The following is a 15,645-nucleotide window of genomic DNA, read 5'->3' as shown; positions in this document are numbered from 1 at the left end:
CCTTCTAGGATTTTATGGTCTACTGTACCGTATCTTTCTTCTTCTTTTTCTTTCCAAAGAGATTTCCAATGATCTTTTTTGCGGCACCTTCTTCTTTCTCTGCAGTATCTTTCTTTTTTCCGCCTCCCAGCAGGCCTTTTAGGGTCTCTTTTACCTCGTTCTTGCCCTCGGTTGCAGTACTATCCTTTTTATTTCCGCCCAAGATACCTGTGATCAGATCCGTTGCTTTGTCTTTTCCTTTGTTCAGTAATTTTTGCTTCTGAATTTCCACGAGCTGTGCCGTTAAATTCTTTACGCCCGAAGTAAGATCTGTTTGTACCATTGGATTGGTATACCCACCTCCAATATTTGCTTTAACGGGTACCGTAAGCTTATCCAAATCCTTATCATCTATCTTGGCAATGAGTCCGTTTATTTCGGATCCCAGATATTTTGCAGGAACATCCAAGACCATTTCATAGTTCAATTGTTTATCAAAAGAATGGCTTCCGGATACATTGATAGCGATATCTTGATAATTTACCGTAAAAGGGTTCACCTTTACTTGCCCATCCGAAAAAGAAAATATGGTTTTCAAGGTCTTTAGATTTAGCTTTTCCGGTTCAATAAAGCTTAATTTACTGCTCAGGCCCGCAAGCACTTTTGCCTTATCCGCATCTACACTGGCCCCTAAGAGTTCTGCCAGGACATTTCCAGAGATAGAACCCAAATCGGGTGTTAAATCATCCTTTAAATTTCCCGAGATTTCAATATCAGAATCCAATCTGCCTCTTAAGGCATTGGCAATAGGTGCCAAAGCATCGAACAAAGCCAAGGCCTTGAAGGTCTCCCCAATTTTAAAATCGTCCATCCCCAATTTCATGGCAAAAGTGGGCGTTTCCTTTTTAGTGGATACCTCGCCTCCAAAGGAAAGCTTCCCATCAAAAATTGCGGAAGTCATATTGGACAAGACCGCTTTTTCATCTTTGATCACAAGATTACCACTAACGTTTTCCAAGGTTAAATTATCGTACAACACCTTATTGGCCGAAGCTTTAATGGTGCAATCCAAAAATGAAGGTATTTTTATACTTTCCAAAGGAGCTGTGGTCGTTTCAGTATCTTGGGAAGTTTCGCTTTCCGTAGTCGCAGTCGCATCCTCTTCCACCATAAAGTCGGCCAGGGCAAAAGTATCCGAACGTAAATCAAAGTTCCCTTCCACCTTCTCATCATTGAATAAAAACCCTAAGAGGTTATCAATGGTTCCTTTTGCTTGAAAATCGGTTTGTCCCGTTTTCCCATCAAACTCATTCAAACTTACCCGTTGTGGCGTAAAGCTCACCGAAGTAGTATTGATTTGTACCGGATGCAGTAATTCTTCCGTAGCATACTCAAAATCCTTCAATCCCAACTGCCCTTCTACCTTTGTATTTCCATAGGCCTTTTGTTCCAACGAATTCATGTCAAAACTAGTGGTCACATCGGCATTTAGAATCCCTTTTAACCCTAAATCTTCGGGCATGGGATAGGCTTGGGAAAGCTTGGCCAAATTCATGATCGCATCCACATGTGCATTTACCTGGGTATTCCCCAAAAGATTGGCGATTCTGGAAGTCATATTAAAGTGGTCCTCGTCAATTTTAAACGATAAGCGCTTCATATCCACATACGTATCTTCCGTAATTCCCGTAGCATTTACAATATCGGTATCGATATATACACTCCGTACCGCCTTGGGCAAATCGGGATATTTAAAGGAGGCGTTGTCAGATTTAATCTTAATATTGAATTTCGGAATATGGGTGTCGTCCACAATGCCATTGAAATTGCCATTCACTGCAAAATTGCCCGTAGTCTCCACATTATCTATATTTTGGGAGTAAGCCTCTGGAATTACCCCCAGAAAATTTTTGAAATCTGTAGAAGGTGTTTTAAAACGAATGTCCACTTCCTGATGATCCTCATGGAGTTGTATGAAACCGTCAAAAACCAAGGGCAGTTGATTCACCAAGGCTTCATTCTTTAAAAAGGAATATTTGCTCTCGGCCAAATCGACTCCTATCAGGGCATCCAATTGTATTTTATGTTTATTCAAATAATTGGTGCTATCCATTTCAAAAGAAATCAGGGCTTCCGTTTGGGTATCCAACTCCGATTTCTCCAAAGATAGATCTCCAGTTCCTGTATGTTGCATTTCCAATAGCTCAAAGACCAATTTAGAAGCCGCATCCTCATATCGTATGGTAGCATCACTAATCGCATAGGATTCCATGGAAAAGATAAAATTCCCCGATGCACTATCTTCCTCAGTGATTTCTGTTGCCGTTCCCTCATCTTTGGCAATATCGTAATTGGCACTGCCTTCTTCATTGACCAATATAGAAAGTACAGCAGCGTCCACATTCAGGCTTTTAATGGCGATAGGGTCATCGGCTCCCTTGAACAGTTCACCTATGGAGAGTTTCAATTCTACCTGTTTTGCCGCAAATAAGGTATCTCCTGCAAAGGGAGCCTTATTGATCAAAGAAATGTCTTCCAAAGTCAATGTGGCCTGTGGAAAATTGGACAATAAGCTGACATCCGCAGCACTAAAATCGAAACTGGCATGAACGCTATTGTTCACTTTATTTTTAACGATATCGGCAATCTTGGAGCTAAAGAAAAGGGGGATTGAAATCAATACGATCAAAAACAGTACAACCCCTATACCGATACGCTTTAGGAGTTTCTTTTTCTTCTTTTTTTTCTTTTTCATGTTGTTGCTGTTGTGTGTGTTTGATAAGAACTAAAAAAAGGATGCGATTATTATGCTTCCAAATCGATTTCCTCTCCAATTTCCAAATGAAATCGTTTTCTTATGATATATACGCACAAATACAGAAAAGGGGTGTCCAGAAATGCTATAAAAATCTTAAAAATAAAACCGCTGACCACCAATCCATAAAAAAGACTCCAGGGCAACACCTTAAAGGTGCATAAAAGCAGTACTACCGTAAAGGTGTCTATAAACTGTGATAAAAAGGTAGATCCGTTATTTCGCAACCATAAATGCTTCCCTTTGGTAAGGCGTTTCCAAAAATGATAGACCGCTATATCTACGTATTGCGCCAAAAGATAGGCGATCATGGAAGCCAATACCGCTATTGGGGACAAGGCAAATACTTTACTAAAAATCGCATCATCTACCGGAGAGTTAGCTATAGCCGGGGCCAAATCGCCCAATAGAATGATCCCCATGGAAAAGAAAGACGCAAAAATCCCAGCAGTTACGATCTGATTGGCCTTTTTCTTCCCAAAAATCTCAGAAATCAAATCGGTAATCAAAAAAGTAATGGGATAAGGCAATATGCCCACAGAGACCTCGAATAAGGGAGCTCCAAGGACCGAGATATCTCCAAAAGGCTGCCAATAAATAAACTTTTGAAAGATAAGATTGCCCACAACCAAGGAGGTGATGAACAAAGCCCCTAAATACAAGTATATTTTATGGGCCAAACGCTTATCTTTATCCGTCATCCCCAAATTTATTGAATTCTCAAGCTAAATGGCATTCTGGCCTGAACTCCTTTTTGATTCATGGCCGCTTTCATGTCTTTTAGGATTCCATAGAGTTCAGACCCTATTTCTTCTTCAATGAAACGCTCTTTTGTTTTTACACTGGCTCCTGCAAAATCTTCCATAAATTCATCGAAGGCCGATTTGTATTTTGGATAGCTTCGGATGCCGTAGGTATCCAACCCGGCCATATTCGCAGCTTCGGCAATGGCATCATCCAAACTCCCTAATTCATCGACCAAGCCTAAGCGCTGGGCATCTACGCCGCTCCATACCCGTCCCTGAGCCACCTCATCTGCCTCTTCTACAGTAATATTACGACCTTGGGCCACACGATTTAAAAAAGTTTGATAGGTCTCCTCGATTCCCTCTTGGATCAAGGCCCGGAAATTATCGGTCATGGGGTCAAACAAGGAATAGTCCACCGCATTCTTATTGGTTCCTATCTGTTCTGCATTCACCCCTATTCTTCCGGCCAATTCGCTCATATTGGGAATGGTACCAAACACCCCAATGGACCCGGTAATGGTGGTTGGCTCCGCAAATATCTTATCGGCACCCACGGCAATATAATAGCCTCCCGAGGCCGCCACATCGCCCATGGAAACCACTACAGGTTTTACGGTTTTGGTCAAGGCTACTTCCCTCCAGATCACATCGGACACCAAGGCGCTCCCCCCTGGGGAATTCACCCGCAGCACTACCGCTTTGACCCGATCGTCTTCCCGCGCTTTGATCAAGGCGCGATTAATAATCCCCTGCCCAATGGTATTGGGGCCTCCTTCCCCATACAAAATCTCTCCCTGGGCATATACAATAGCGATTTTATCCCTACCACTATAGACCTTCTTGGTATTGGCATAGGAAATATAATCCTTAAGGCTGGTATAGCTTATGGCATCAGTCTCGTCCACATCCATCGCTTTTTTGATCTTGGCTTCATATTCGTCATAGAAGACAATATCATCTATCAAGCCCGAGGCCTTCGCCAATTCCGGGGTCCTTCCACCCAAGGTATCGGCAATTCCATTTAAATCTGCAATACTAAGATCTCTATCTTCCGAAATATCTTCCAACATCGAATTCCATAAGGAACCAATAAGTTCTTTAATTTGGGTTCTATTGGCTTCACTGATCTCATTGGCCAAATAAGGTTCTACGGCACTTTTATATTTGCCATGACGAATCACTTCCATCTTAACCCCTGTCTTCTCCTGTAAATCCTTAAAAAACAATACTTCCGAAGCCAATCCTTTAAAATCCATTCCGCCTACCGGATTGATATAGATTTGATCGGCAACACTGGCCAGATAGTAATCTTTTTGCGTGTAGATATCGCCATAGACATAGATAAACTTACCACTCTCCTTAAAATCTTTCAAAGCATTTCTTATGGCCTGTGTCTGTGCCAAGCCGGCAATCAGGAAATTGTTATTGATGCTTATCCCTTTGATCTTCGTATCCTCTTTTGCAATCTGAATGGCATGTATGATCTCATCCAATCCCTGTGAGTCATCAAAAAATCCAGAGAAAGGATCATCTGTAGCATTGCCCACATAATCATTGACCGCATCTTCAACCCGCAGCTCCAAGACCGAGTTCCTATTGATTACTGCACTATCATCTGGGCTCCCCAATAGGGAAACAAAGATCAGAAACATAAAAAACAGGATTCCAAAAGCAATGAGCACCCCTAAAATAGAGGCCAATACATTTCCAAGAAATTTCATTCTAATTTTTGATTATTATTAAGAGGTAAAGATAACTAATGTGAAATTCTTTTACTTATTTTGTTTCTTCAATATAAGAAGAATTTTTAGCATGGTATATTTATCCCTCGGGAGCAATCTTGGCAATAAGCTGAACAACTTACAGAAGGCCGTATTCCTTATCCATGATCGCCTTGGGGAGGTGATGCGTTTATCCCACATATACCAGACGCCCGCATTTGGATTTGAAGGGGAAGATTTTTACAATGCTTGTCTTTCTTTGGAAACCACACTATCGCCGCAACGCTTATTGGAAGAGGTATTGCGCATAGAAAAGGAGTTGGGACGCATTCGTTATGAGGAAGAAGGTTACCAACCCAGGACCATTGATATTGATATTCTCTATTATGCCCATGAAGTAGTGATATCGGACCATCTGGTCATTCCCCATCCCGAGTTACAGTATCGGAAATTTGTGTTGAAGCCCTTATCCGATATTGCCCCACAATTCTATCATCCTATATTGGCAAAAGACACAAGAAACCTCATCCAGGAATGCCGCGACAAGAGCGTATTGGAACGTACGGAACACCAGTTATTCCGTAATTCGGGCGAATTATTTTCGCACTTGAACTTTATTGCCATAGAAGGAAATATCGGTGCTGGAAAAACTACTTTGGCGAAAAAGATCGCTGAAGAATTTAATGCAAAATTAGTATTGGAGCGTTTTGCCGACAATGCATTTTTGCCGAAGTTTTACGAAGACCCCGGGCGGTATGCTTTTCCTTTGGAAATGGCCTTTCTCGCCGATCGCTACCAACAGTTTTCGGACGACACCAGTCAGTACGATCTCTTTAAGAGCTTTATGGTCAGCGACTATGATATTTACAAGTCCTTGATTTTTGCCAAGATCACCTTACAGGATGAGGAGTTTGCCCTCTATAGAAAACTGTTCAATCTGATGTACAAAGAGGTAAAAAAACCAAAGATTTACGTATACCTCTACCAGAATACCGCACGATTGTTGGACAACATTAAAAAAAGGGGAAGGGAGTACGAACAGAATATTGCTCCTGACTATCTAGAAAAAATTAACCGAGGGTATTTTGACTTTATCAAGAGTTATCCCGAAAAGAATAATTTGGTGATCGACATCAGTGAATTGGATTTTGTGGCCCACGAAAAGGACTATAATTTTATTCTCGATAAGCTACTGGAATTTGCCGTCAACCTTCCACATTAACAAAATTTTAGCATTTTTCTTTGTTTCTATCAAAAATAATCTCTTTATTGCATTGTAGAAACGAGCATTTTCGTTTCCGTATTTCGAGACATCATGTGGTGTGATGTTGAGGCGCTCCCCTTGGTAAATAGACAAACCAACCAAATTCAGACTATACTTGTTGACCCAACTTCGGTTGGGTTTTTTTATGGTTATCCTTGCCGTTGCAGCTTGGACCAAAGATCCCAGACCACTACCCCGGCACTTACCGAAATGTTCAAAGAGTGTTTGGTACCTTGTTGCGGAATTTCCAGTACTTGCCCACATGCGGAGACCACTTCTTGGGCCACGCCCTTGACCTCATTTCCAAAGACCAATACATACTTTTGTTTTCTTGCTACTTGAAAATCATGCAGCATTTGGGCGTTTTCTGCCTGTTCTACTGCCAATGTGGTGTATCCCGAAGCCTTGAGTTCTTGAATTAATTCCAAGGTACTTTCGCGGTATTCCCAGGAAACACTGTCCGTTGCCCCTAAAGCCGTCTTATGAATGTCTTTATGCGGAGGGGTCGCCGTAATACCGCAAAGGTATATTCTTTCAACGCGAAAGGCATCGGCCGTACGAAAAACAGACCCAATATTGTTTAAGCTACGGATATTATCCAACACCAAAACCAAAGGCGTTTTTTCCACGGCCTTAAATTCCTCAACGGTTAAGCGATCCAATTCGGCATTCTTTAATTTTCGCATGACTCCTTTTCCTTTTCTATTCCCTGGCGGTAAAGCACACAAAGTTATCCTCAAATATCAACAACAGTTTGATGCGTTTTCAGAAAATATTACATTCGTTTTAAGATAATTTCTGGGCAAAAATACACGGAAGTTATGGAATCGCAATAGTATATTATTTTGGCAAAAAAAGAAAAGACAAAGAAGGTTACCCCTTTAATGCAACAGTACAATACCATCAAGACCAAATATCCTGATGCTATGCTCTTGTTTCGCGTTGGGGATTTTTACGAAACTTTTGGCGAGGATGCTATAAAGGCTTCCAAAATATTAGGTATTATCCTAACGCATCGGAACAATGGCAGCGAAAAGACGGAATTGGCCGGTTTTCCGCATCATTCCATCAACACTTATTTGCCCAAATTGGTAAAGGCCGGACAACGGGTGGCCATTTGCGATCAGTTGGAAGACCCAAAACAGACCAAGACCATTGTAAAGCGTGGTGTTACCGAATTGGTCACTCCCGGGGTTTCCTTAAACGATGACATTTTACATTCCAAGCGCAACAATTTTCTTTGTGCCGTTCATTTTGGAAGAAAATTAATAGGGGTTTCCTTTTTGGATATATCCACTGGGGAATTTTTAGTAGCGGAGGGAACCGCTGAGCAAATCGACAAATTATTACAAAACTTTGCGCCCAACGAAGTCTTGTTGTCCAAGGTTCATAAAAAAGAATTTTTAGCGGTCTTTGGATCTCAGTTCCACACCTTCTTTATGGAAGACTGGGTATTTCAGGAAGACTATACCTTGGAAATGCTTACCGGACATTTTAAGACCACTACCTTAAAAGGATTTGGTGTAGCCCATTTAAAACAGGGGACCATAGCTGCCGGAGTCGCATTGCACTATATTGCAGAGACCCAGCACAAGCAGTTGCAACATATTAATCGCATTGAGCGTATTGCCGATGAGGATTATATCTGGATGGATCGCTTTACCATTAAAAATCTGGAACTCTATCACTCCACGAATCCCAATGCCGTAACCCTTATCGATGTCATCGATAAGACAATTTCCCCTATGGGCGGACGCCTCTTAAAGCGTTGGTTGGCCCTCCCCCTAAAACATTTGGAAAAAATACAGGAACGGCATAAGGTCATTGCCCACTTAATGACCGAGGAAGAGCATTTGGAAAAATTACAGCATTGGATCAAACAGATCGGGGATTTGGAGCGGCTGATTTCCAAAGTGGCCACGGGAAAAATAAGTCCAAAAGAAGTAGTGCAGTTGAAAAATTCATTGGAAGCCGTGGTGCCCATAAAACAATTGGCGGTACAGAGTACAGACCCTGCCTTGCAAGGTATTGGGGAGCAATTGCATTCCTGTGAAGCCTTGCGTTCCAAAATCAAGGAAATGATCAGCGAGGAAGCGCCTGTAAATATTCTTAAAGGCAGTACCATTGCCGAAGGTTATTCTGCAGAGCTGGATGAGTTGCGGGGCTTGGCCTTTTCTGGCAAGGACTACCTCAACAAAATGCTAGAGCGGGAAACAACCAGAACGGGAATCAGTTCCTTAAAAATAGCTTCTAACAATGTATTTGGCTACTATATTGAAGTTCGCAATACCCATAAGGACAAAGTACCCGAGGAATGGATCCGCAAGCAGACCTTAGTGAGTGCCGAGCGCTATATCACGGAAGAATTAAAAGAGTACGAAGCCAAGATATTGGGCGCCGAAGAACGTATACTGAGTTTGGAGCAACAGCTTTTTGCGCAATTGATCGTATGGATGCAGGAGCATATTACGGCCGTACAGCAAAATGCCCAGGGCATTGCCCAATTGGACTGCCTCTGTGGTTTCACCCAATTGGCAAAAGAAAACAATTATGTGGCCCCAGTATTGAACGATTCCACGGCCATCACTATTAAAAACGGGAGGCATCCGGTCATTGAAAAACAATTGCCCCTAGGGGAAACTTATATTGCCAATGACCTTGTTCTGAACCGTGAGGAACAGCAAATTATTATGATTACCGGCCCTAATATGAGTGGTAAGTCGGCCATTTTACGACAGACTGCCCTTATTGTGCTCTTGGCACAGATGGGAAGTTTTGTGCCTGCAGAATCGGCCACCATTGGTTTTGTGGATAAGATTTTTACCCGAGTGGGTGCCAGTGATAATATTTCCATGGGAGAATCTACCTTTATGGTGGAGATGAACGAAACCGCTTCTATCCTGAACAATCTCTCCGAGCGCAGCTTGGTGCTATTGGATGAAATTGGGCGGGGTACCAGCACTTATGATGGGATTTCCATTGCCTGGGCCATTTCCGAGTACTTGCACGAGCATCCGGCCAGGGCCAAAACTCTATTCGCGACGCACTATCACGAAATCAATGAAATGGCCACCACCTTTGAACGGATTAAAAATTACAATGTTTCCGTAAAAGAATTGAAAGACAAAGTACTCTTCCTTCGGAAATTGACCCCCGGTGGCAGTGAGCATAGTTTTGGGATCCATGTGGCCAAAATGGCGGGAATGCCACAGCAAGTCATCCAAAAAGCCAATAAGATCCTTAAGAAATTGGAAAAATCGCATTCCAGTGAGGAGCTGACGGATAAATTGCAGGTAGCACAAAACGAGATGCAATTGAGTTTCTTTAATTTGGACGATCCTTTATTAGAGCAAATTCGGGAAGAGATTACCTATTTGGACATCAACACCTTAACGCCTGTAGAGGCCTTAATGAAGTTGAATGAGATCAAAAGATTAATCAGTAATACTAAAAAAGCAAGTTCCTAAAGGCAAAAAGTTTTCTTCTTTTCCTTGAAAAATCCTTTTGCACTTTCTAGAATTGTATTAAATTTGCATCCGCATCTGTTAAAGATGCACGTTCAGAAGACAGGCGAAAGTAGCTCAGGGGTAGAGCATCACCTTGCCAAGGTGGAGGTCGAGGGTTCGAATCCCTTTTTTCGCTCATTAGTTTACGACTGCTCCAGCTAGCAGTAATGGGCTCGAGTGGTGGAATTGGTAGACACGTTGGACTTAAAATCCAATGGACATTAGTCCGTATGGGTTCAAGTCCCATCTCGAGTACAAGATCCTAATCATAACTATGGTTAGGATTTTTTGTTTTTAAAAGGTTTATTCTTCATTGCCGGAATACGGTATTCCTGTTCTCCCCGCCTAAAACACTTTTTGATGATTAACGAATATAAGCGATTTCATGTTTATTTATTTCGTATATTTACTATATAAATGAATATCACAATTACATTATCCAAAATCAATTTTAAACATCAAGAGTTACTCCTGATTAACTTTCCGTATCATCCTGAGGTCAAAGAATATGTAAAAAACTTTCAAGGTATCCGATGGAGTACCGTATTGAAGTCTTTTTATATTCCATTTTCGAAACAAACCACCAACAAGCTATTCCTTTATTTGAGAAAGAGAAAATACTTTGTAGATTATAGCGCCTTATTTGAACAGAAATCCAATGTGAACAAAGTTCACAGGTCCAAAAAAATAAAAATTAAAGAAAACCCAAGACCAGATGTAATACACCATATTAATGTCTTGAAAAAATGGATGTATCAAAAACGATATAGTATCAATACCATTAAGACTTATGAAAGTATGCTTTTACTATTTTTTGGTTTTCACAACAACAAATCTATTGAAGATATTTCCATTGCAGAAGTTGAGGATTATAATACGCGCTATATCCTTGCCAATGATTTTTCACATACCTATCAGAATCAAACCATAAGTGCTTTAAAACTCTTGTATAGCTACTATGACATGGCAACTATACTCCCTGGCAAATTAGAACGTCCTAAAAAGCAATCAAAATTACCTATTGTGCTTAGTATAAGGGAAATTCAGGACATTTTAGCTTCCATATCCAACTTAAAGCACAAGGCCCTTCTATGCATGTTGTATTCTTGTGGTTTACGTATTGGCGAAACTTTGAACATCAGGGTCAAGGATTTAAATCTCGAAAGGGGATTTACCCATATAAAATCAGGAAAAGGGAAAAAAGACAGATATGTCCCCATTCCTAGACGTATGCAAATTTTGTTGATTCGTTATATTGAAGCGTACAAACCAGATGACTATCTTTTTAAAGGTGTGAATAACGTAAAATATTCCGCCATAAGCGCTAGACAGGTATTAAAGCGTGCTCTTGTTAAAGTTGGTATAAAAAAGAGTGTTACTTTACATACACTACGACATAGTTATGCCACCCATTTATTGGAGAATGGCACAGATATTAGATATATACAAGAACTCTTAGGCCATAATAGCCCAAAAACTACAATGATCTATACGCATGTGAGTAGTACAAATCTAGATAACATTAAAAATCCATTTGACGATTTTGAGCTATAAAATAAAAAATATGTATTTTCATCAGTTACATACCCATTTGGGGTGTATATCGATGTATTTTACATCTATATAAACAAGTTGGCAACAAGCTGAAAATCGTAACTAATCACAAACTATTTATTTCCTAAAGAATATTATTTCATTATTTTTATATACTCACAGTAATATTTTTTCTAATTTTCTTTGGAGAATCCAAAATAACTTTTATCTTTGCATCATAAGTTCTTTGAAAGAGTATTGAAAATTGTAGTAATTAATATCCAAACTACTAAAGTGTATTAAGTTACACAACCAATTATGGTTCTATTGGCGACGACACGTAGCGCTCTGAAAAGAGAACGACGATGAAACTCGGTTTAGGCAAACGCTGAAAACACGAAGTCATTCAATAAGGAAAGCTGGAAAGATGCATTTAGGAAAACCCCTAAAAACGCTTGAAGTCAACCTGAAATGAATAAAACTGATAACTTGCTAAAAGTCTTTATGACACATTTATTTTAAGTAGCAAGGAATAATTTTGGGGTGATAATGTGAACAACGCATATTGGATTTAATTACAAGCGTATTGCAAATGTAGCAAGGCGATATTGCCTTTAATTAAATACATAAAAGATATGCGTAAAAAACACAATTATCAACACGTTGATGGTCTTATACTTGGTATAAGGACTATCCTTTCTGAGAACCGTTGTTCATTCTCGGATGAAGAAAAAGTTCATTTATCTAATGCAATTAGATATTTAGAAAACTCTAAAAAAGAAAGCGATAAAAAGCCTATAGATTGGAGTTTAGTTTTCAAAGGAATTGATTTACTCAACCGAGTAATTACCAATTTTGATGATTTCCCGAACATTTTCTGATCTGACACCCCATAAATTTTTTCAAATACATAACATATGGATTTAGGATTAGCAATAAAATCAATTAGAAAACAAAAAGGTTTAAAACAAAACCAGTTTGCGAAACTCTGCGATATTACCCAAGCCTATTTATCACAGATTGAGAATAACAACAAGGAACCTAACCTTTCGACTTTAAAAACAATATCGAATAAATTAGAAACACCTTTGCCTATTCTATTTTTCCTATCAATAGATAGTGACGATATTAGTCCAGAAAAAGAAGATGCTTTCAACATAATTGCACCTTCGGTAAAATCATTGATAAATCAATTTTTTACTACTCAATGATTAACACACCAAAGCATCTAGCCTTTACTTTAAAAGTGGATATCAAAGAGATAAATTCAATTCTCAATAATGTCGACAATTTCTACAGAGAGAAAATTGAAATTAAAAAAGATAAGTTTGGTAAACCAAAATTAGATGCAAAAGGAGAACCTAAAAAAAGGATAATAAATCCAAGCACAAAAAGATTAAAAATAATTCAGACTAGAATACACAGAAACATTCTGAACAAAATTGAAATGCCTAGTTATGCGTTTGGTGCTGTAAAAGGAAAAGACAACGTCGCAAACGCCAAACAGCACCAAGGAAAAAAATATAAATTCACAACAGATTTAAAAGATTTTTTTCCATCTATAACTAATAAAGCTGTTTTCAAAATGTTCGTAAGTCAAGGGTTTTCACCAGAGGTTTCAAGCCTTCTAACAAAGTTAACGACCTATAAAGGCAGAATTCCACAAGGAGCACCAACTTCTTCAACTTTGGCTAATTTAGTTTTTATCAAAACTGGAGATATATTACAAGAGTTTGCAAAAGAAAACAATGCAACTTTTACATCATTCGTTGATGATATGACTTTTTCCTCTGCAAAAGATTTTAAGAACAAAATTCCACAGATTTTAGAAATTATCACGAACGATTATAAAATTAGCCACAAGAAAACAAATTACTCTAGAAATCCAAATATTACAGGACTTCATCCAATGAATAATCATTTGAAATTACCTAAATCTTTCGTAGCAAAATTGGAATCGCCTGAAAATAAAACGGCGGAACAAATTGCTGGACTAAAAATGTATAAAGAAAAGGTTGACAGAGCTAACTACGGAAAAAAGCCAGTTGCCAACAATGTATAAAAATAATAGCGGTTTAATCGCTGAAACGAAAGTAAGTAAATATAAAAAAGGTCTGTGTTAGCCGAAAAGTTATTGCTTGTAAATCTGCTACTATTCTTATACGAGACCGTTACCTACAATTTGAGAAATTACGAAACACATTCAAATTTTCATACTTTTTTTAACCTTATTTGCTTGCGGACAAAAAGCAATTGAAGTGAAAACACTTGAAAATGCTAATGAGCAATTTGCGGAATTCATTGCAAAGAAAAAATTTGTTGCTCAACCCTATCCAAATTATTATCCAGGAATAGCAGATGAAAAAATGCGATCAATTTTCACAGAGAAAATCAATCAAATTGCATCTGACTTTAAAAACGTTGCAGAATCGGAAAATCCAACTGACAAAGAATATCAAGAACAGATTGGAATTGGAATTTCAAGATTTAGAGAAAACTATCTGGAATTAGATACGGAAAACCGAGAAATGATTTGTGTTTATATTGAGCAATTAATGGACATAGTTGGACTGGAAAGCTCGAATGGACAGTTGAATAAATTTATGTACGGATTTGACCCAGTGGAAATGGAAAAAGAAGAAAGATGGACAGATGAACACGGAAATGTCTTTATCCAAAAAGGAAATGAAGTTTCAATAATTCCAGCTAAATACGAGAAAACTGGAAAAACCTACAAGGTGTTTATTTTCAATGAGACATCGAAGGGAATTCAAGTTTCAGAAAAACTGAAAATACAACCGAACGAATTTAAAGTTTTTAATTTAGTGGACACTGATACACTTGAATTAAACAATGGCATAAAATTCATGTTCGGAGAAACCTACGGACTTGAAATAGAGGATGAAAAATCTCAAGTTAGCGGACTTGGAGGAGAATTTTTAGAGAAATACGGAGTTCCAGATGAAGCGGAATGGGCTTTTGTGATTGTCCCGGAAGGCGAAGGGGATTAAAAATAAAAACTGTAGCTAACAATGCCTATAATTAATACAGGTTTTGGCGCTTAATCTATAAATTTGAAACATCAGCTATCATCGCCAAATCTTTTGGATTTGGCTTTTGAAACAAAAAATTAAAAACAAACAAAAAGTTTTGGCTTAGTGCTAAATCAAAAGTTCATTACTTTTAGGCCCCATACTAATCATAGCCGAGACCGTTAGCCTTCATTGAGAAACGAATAAATTAAATTTTAGAAAGGACTAAATAAAAGTAACTTATATTTAACTCAAGAAAACTATGACTATACTATTCAACAAACCTAACAGGCAGTCTCTTATTTTCAATCTACTTTTAGTAGTCGGAGGTGTCATTTTAATAAACGGCTTAATTTTCAGCCTAGAATGGAGTACTCGTTCTCCAGAAAAAATTGTTGAAACTCCTTCATTTACTCCTCCAGGGTGGGTTGTTGGCCTCGTCTGGACAATCTGGTTTACATTTCTGGCCATATCTCGATGGATTATTGGAAAATCGGAAAACTATAAACTAAATTCTAATCTCGTATTAATTGATATTCTGATTATTTCTTGTCTGTGTTATCCGTTTTATTCTTTAGCTATTGGAAGTGTAATTGGAGGCTTTATCGGAAACGTTTTTGCCATTTTTCTTTCATCATATGTTTTTTTCCGAGTCCTCAAAAAATCGAAAACTGCGGCTTGGCTAATTTTTCCAATCATTCCTTGGGTAACTTTTGCAACAATAATTACTTTGTTTGAGGTTGGTATTATTTAATACTTGGAATAACTGAGAAAATAACGAAAGGCTAACAATGCCTATAATTAATAAGGGTTAGGCTGCTTAATTTATAATGCTAGAATATCAACAAACACCGCCAAACCTTTTGGATTTGGCTTTTGAAATAAAAACTAAAAATAAACAAAAAGTTTTGGCTCAGTACCCGATCAAAAGTTCACTACTTTTAATTCCCGTACTAATCATAGCCGAAGCCGTTACCAGCAATATTTTTTAATCTTAATTATTTTAGTAAAAATGAGAGCAAAAATTACAATTTTTAATCTTTTAG

General features: G+C 38.6%; 12 protein-coding genes and 2 tRNA genes. 10 read left to right on the top strand and 4 right to left on the bottom strand.

The features are described 5' to 3' along the window. Window positions 1-19: 19 nt before the first annotated feature. The 3 genes from ACEXOE_RS20290 to sppA are packed head-to-tail and all read right to left on the bottom strand — an operon-like array spanning window position 20 to window position 5,264. A complete protein-coding gene (locus ACEXOE_RS20290; protein ID WP_394750691.1) occupies window positions 20-2,734 on the bottom strand; it encodes an AsmA family protein in 2,715 nt (904 codons plus the stop codon). 50 nt (window positions 2,735-2,784) lie between these two features. Then, window positions 2,785-3,495 carry a queuosine precursor transporter gene (locus ACEXOE_RS20285; RefSeq protein WP_394750690.1) on the bottom strand — a complete coding sequence of 237 codons (711 nt, stop codon included), beginning with the start codon at window positions 3,493-3,495 and terminating at the stop codon, window positions 2,785-2,787. An 8-nt stretch (window positions 3,496-3,503) separates the two neighbouring features. Next, window positions 3,504-5,264: a signal peptide peptidase SppA gene (gene sppA / locus ACEXOE_RS20280; RefSeq protein ID WP_394750689.1), complete on the bottom strand. Its 1,761-nt coding sequence runs from the start codon at window positions 5,262-5,264 to the stop codon at window positions 3,504-3,506. A 91-nt stretch (window positions 5,265-5,355) separates the two neighbouring features. On the opposite strand from sppA, the gene folK reads away from it, so the two are divergent. Next, the gene (folK, locus tag ACEXOE_RS20275) at window positions 5,356-6,486 is read left to right on the top strand and encodes a 2-amino-4-hydroxy-6-hydroxymethyldihydropteridine diphosphokinase (protein ID WP_394750688.1); all 1,131 of its coding nucleotides are present in this window, start codon (window positions 5,356-5,358) and stop codon (window positions 6,484-6,486) included. 191 nt (window positions 6,487-6,677) lie between these two features. Here folK and ACEXOE_RS20270 read toward each other — a convergent pair whose 3' ends face one another. Beyond that, window positions 6,678-7,214: an RNA methyltransferase gene (locus tag ACEXOE_RS20270; protein ID WP_394750687.1), complete on the bottom strand. Its 537-nt coding sequence runs from the start codon at window positions 7,212-7,214 to the stop codon at window positions 6,678-6,680. Between the two features lie 198 nt (window positions 7,215-7,412). On the opposite strand from ACEXOE_RS20270, the gene mutS reads away from it, so the two are divergent. The 9 genes from mutS (at window position 7,413) to ACEXOE_RS20225 (ending at window position 15,353) form a co-directional block, all read left to right on the top strand. Continuing rightward, the gene (gene mutS, locus ACEXOE_RS20265; RefSeq protein WP_394750883.1) at window positions 7,413-9,995 is read left to right on the top strand and encodes a DNA mismatch repair protein MutS; all 2,583 of its coding nucleotides are present in this window, start codon (window positions 7,413-7,415) and stop codon (window positions 9,993-9,995) included. A gap of 103 nt (window positions 9,996-10,098) precedes the next feature. After that, window positions 10,099-10,170, top strand: a tRNA-Gly gene (locus tag ACEXOE_RS20260). A gap of 35 nt (window positions 10,171-10,205) precedes the next feature. Beyond that, window positions 10,206-10,289: transfer RNA gene (locus ACEXOE_RS20255), tRNA-Leu, on the top strand. Between the two features lie 162 nt (window positions 10,290-10,451). After that, window positions 10,452-11,588, top strand: a complete 1,137-nt coding sequence (locus ACEXOE_RS20250) for a tyrosine-type recombinase/integrase (protein ID WP_394750686.1) — start codon at window positions 10,452-10,454, stop codon at window positions 11,586-11,588. A gap of 614 nt (window positions 11,589-12,202) precedes the next feature. After that, a complete protein-coding gene (locus ACEXOE_RS20245; RefSeq protein WP_394750685.1) occupies window positions 12,203-12,448 on the top strand; it encodes a hypothetical protein in 246 nt (81 codons plus the stop codon). A gap of 36 nt (window positions 12,449-12,484) precedes the next feature. Continuing rightward, a complete protein-coding gene (locus tag ACEXOE_RS20240; RefSeq protein WP_394750684.1) occupies window positions 12,485-12,778 on the top strand; it encodes a helix-turn-helix domain-containing protein in 294 nt (97 codons plus the stop codon). Continuing rightward, on the top strand, window positions 12,775-13,629 hold the full coding sequence (locus ACEXOE_RS20235; protein ID WP_394750683.1) for a reverse transcriptase family protein: 855 nt from the start codon (window positions 12,775-12,777) through the stop codon (window positions 13,627-13,629). The genes ACEXOE_RS20240 and ACEXOE_RS20235 overlap by 4 nt, the downstream gene beginning before the upstream one ends. A gap of 196 nt (window positions 13,630-13,825) precedes the next feature. After that, window positions 13,826-14,578 (top strand): DUF4844 domain-containing protein, encoded by a 753-nt coding sequence (locus ACEXOE_RS20230; RefSeq protein ID WP_394750682.1) that lies wholly within the window; start codon window positions 13,826-13,828, stop codon window positions 14,576-14,578. Between the two features lie 283 nt (window positions 14,579-14,861). Then, complete coding sequence (locus ACEXOE_RS20225; protein WP_394750681.1) at window positions 14,862-15,353, top strand: tryptophan-rich sensory protein; 492 nt, start codon at window positions 14,862-14,864, stop codon at window positions 15,351-15,353. Window positions 15,354-15,645: the final 292 nt, after the last annotated feature.

Source organism: Spongiimicrobium salis (assembly GCF_043678055.1).
GTDB classification, from domain to species: Bacteria; Bacteroidota; Bacteroidia; order Flavobacteriales; family Flavobacteriaceae; genus Spongiimicrobium; species Spongiimicrobium salis.
This window is presented reverse-complemented; position numbering and strand designations above follow the sequence as displayed.

Excerpts from the sequence above, each read along its gene's own strand:
- ACEXOE_RS20290 (WP_394750691.1), bottom strand. The coding sequence starts at position 2,734 with ATGAAAAAGAAAAAAAAGAAGAAAAAGAAACTCCTAAAGCGTATCGGT.
- ACEXOE_RS20285 (WP_394750690.1), bottom strand. The coding sequence starts at position 3,495 with ATGACGGATAAAGATAAGCGTTTGGCCCATAAAATATACTTGTATTTA.
- sppA (WP_394750689.1), bottom strand. The coding sequence starts at position 5,264 with ATGAAATTTCTTGGAAATGTATTGGCCTCTATTTTAGGGGTGCTCATT.
- folK (WP_394750688.1), top strand. The coding sequence starts at position 5,356 with ATGGTATATTTATCCCTCGGGAGCAATCTTGGCAATAAGCTGAACAAC.
- ACEXOE_RS20270 (WP_394750687.1), bottom strand. The coding sequence starts at position 7,214 with ATGCGAAAATTAAAGAATGCCGAATTGGATCGCTTAACCGTTGAGGAA.
- mutS (WP_394750883.1), top strand. The coding sequence starts at position 7,413 with ATGCAACAGTACAATACCATCAAGACCAAATATCCTGATGCTATGCTC.
- ACEXOE_RS20250 (WP_394750686.1), top strand. The coding sequence starts at position 10,452 with ATGAATATCACAATTACATTATCCAAAATCAATTTTAAACATCAAGAG.
- ACEXOE_RS20245 (WP_394750685.1), top strand. The coding sequence starts at position 12,203 with ATGCGTAAAAAACACAATTATCAACACGTTGATGGTCTTATACTTGGT.
- ACEXOE_RS20240 (WP_394750684.1), top strand. The coding sequence starts at position 12,485 with ATGGATTTAGGATTAGCAATAAAATCAATTAGAAAACAAAAAGGTTTA.
- ACEXOE_RS20235 (WP_394750683.1), top strand. The coding sequence starts at position 12,775 with ATGATTAACACACCAAAGCATCTAGCCTTTACTTTAAAAGTGGATATC.
- ACEXOE_RS20225 (WP_394750681.1), top strand. The coding sequence starts at position 14,862 with ATGACTATACTATTCAACAAACCTAACAGGCAGTCTCTTATTTTCAAT.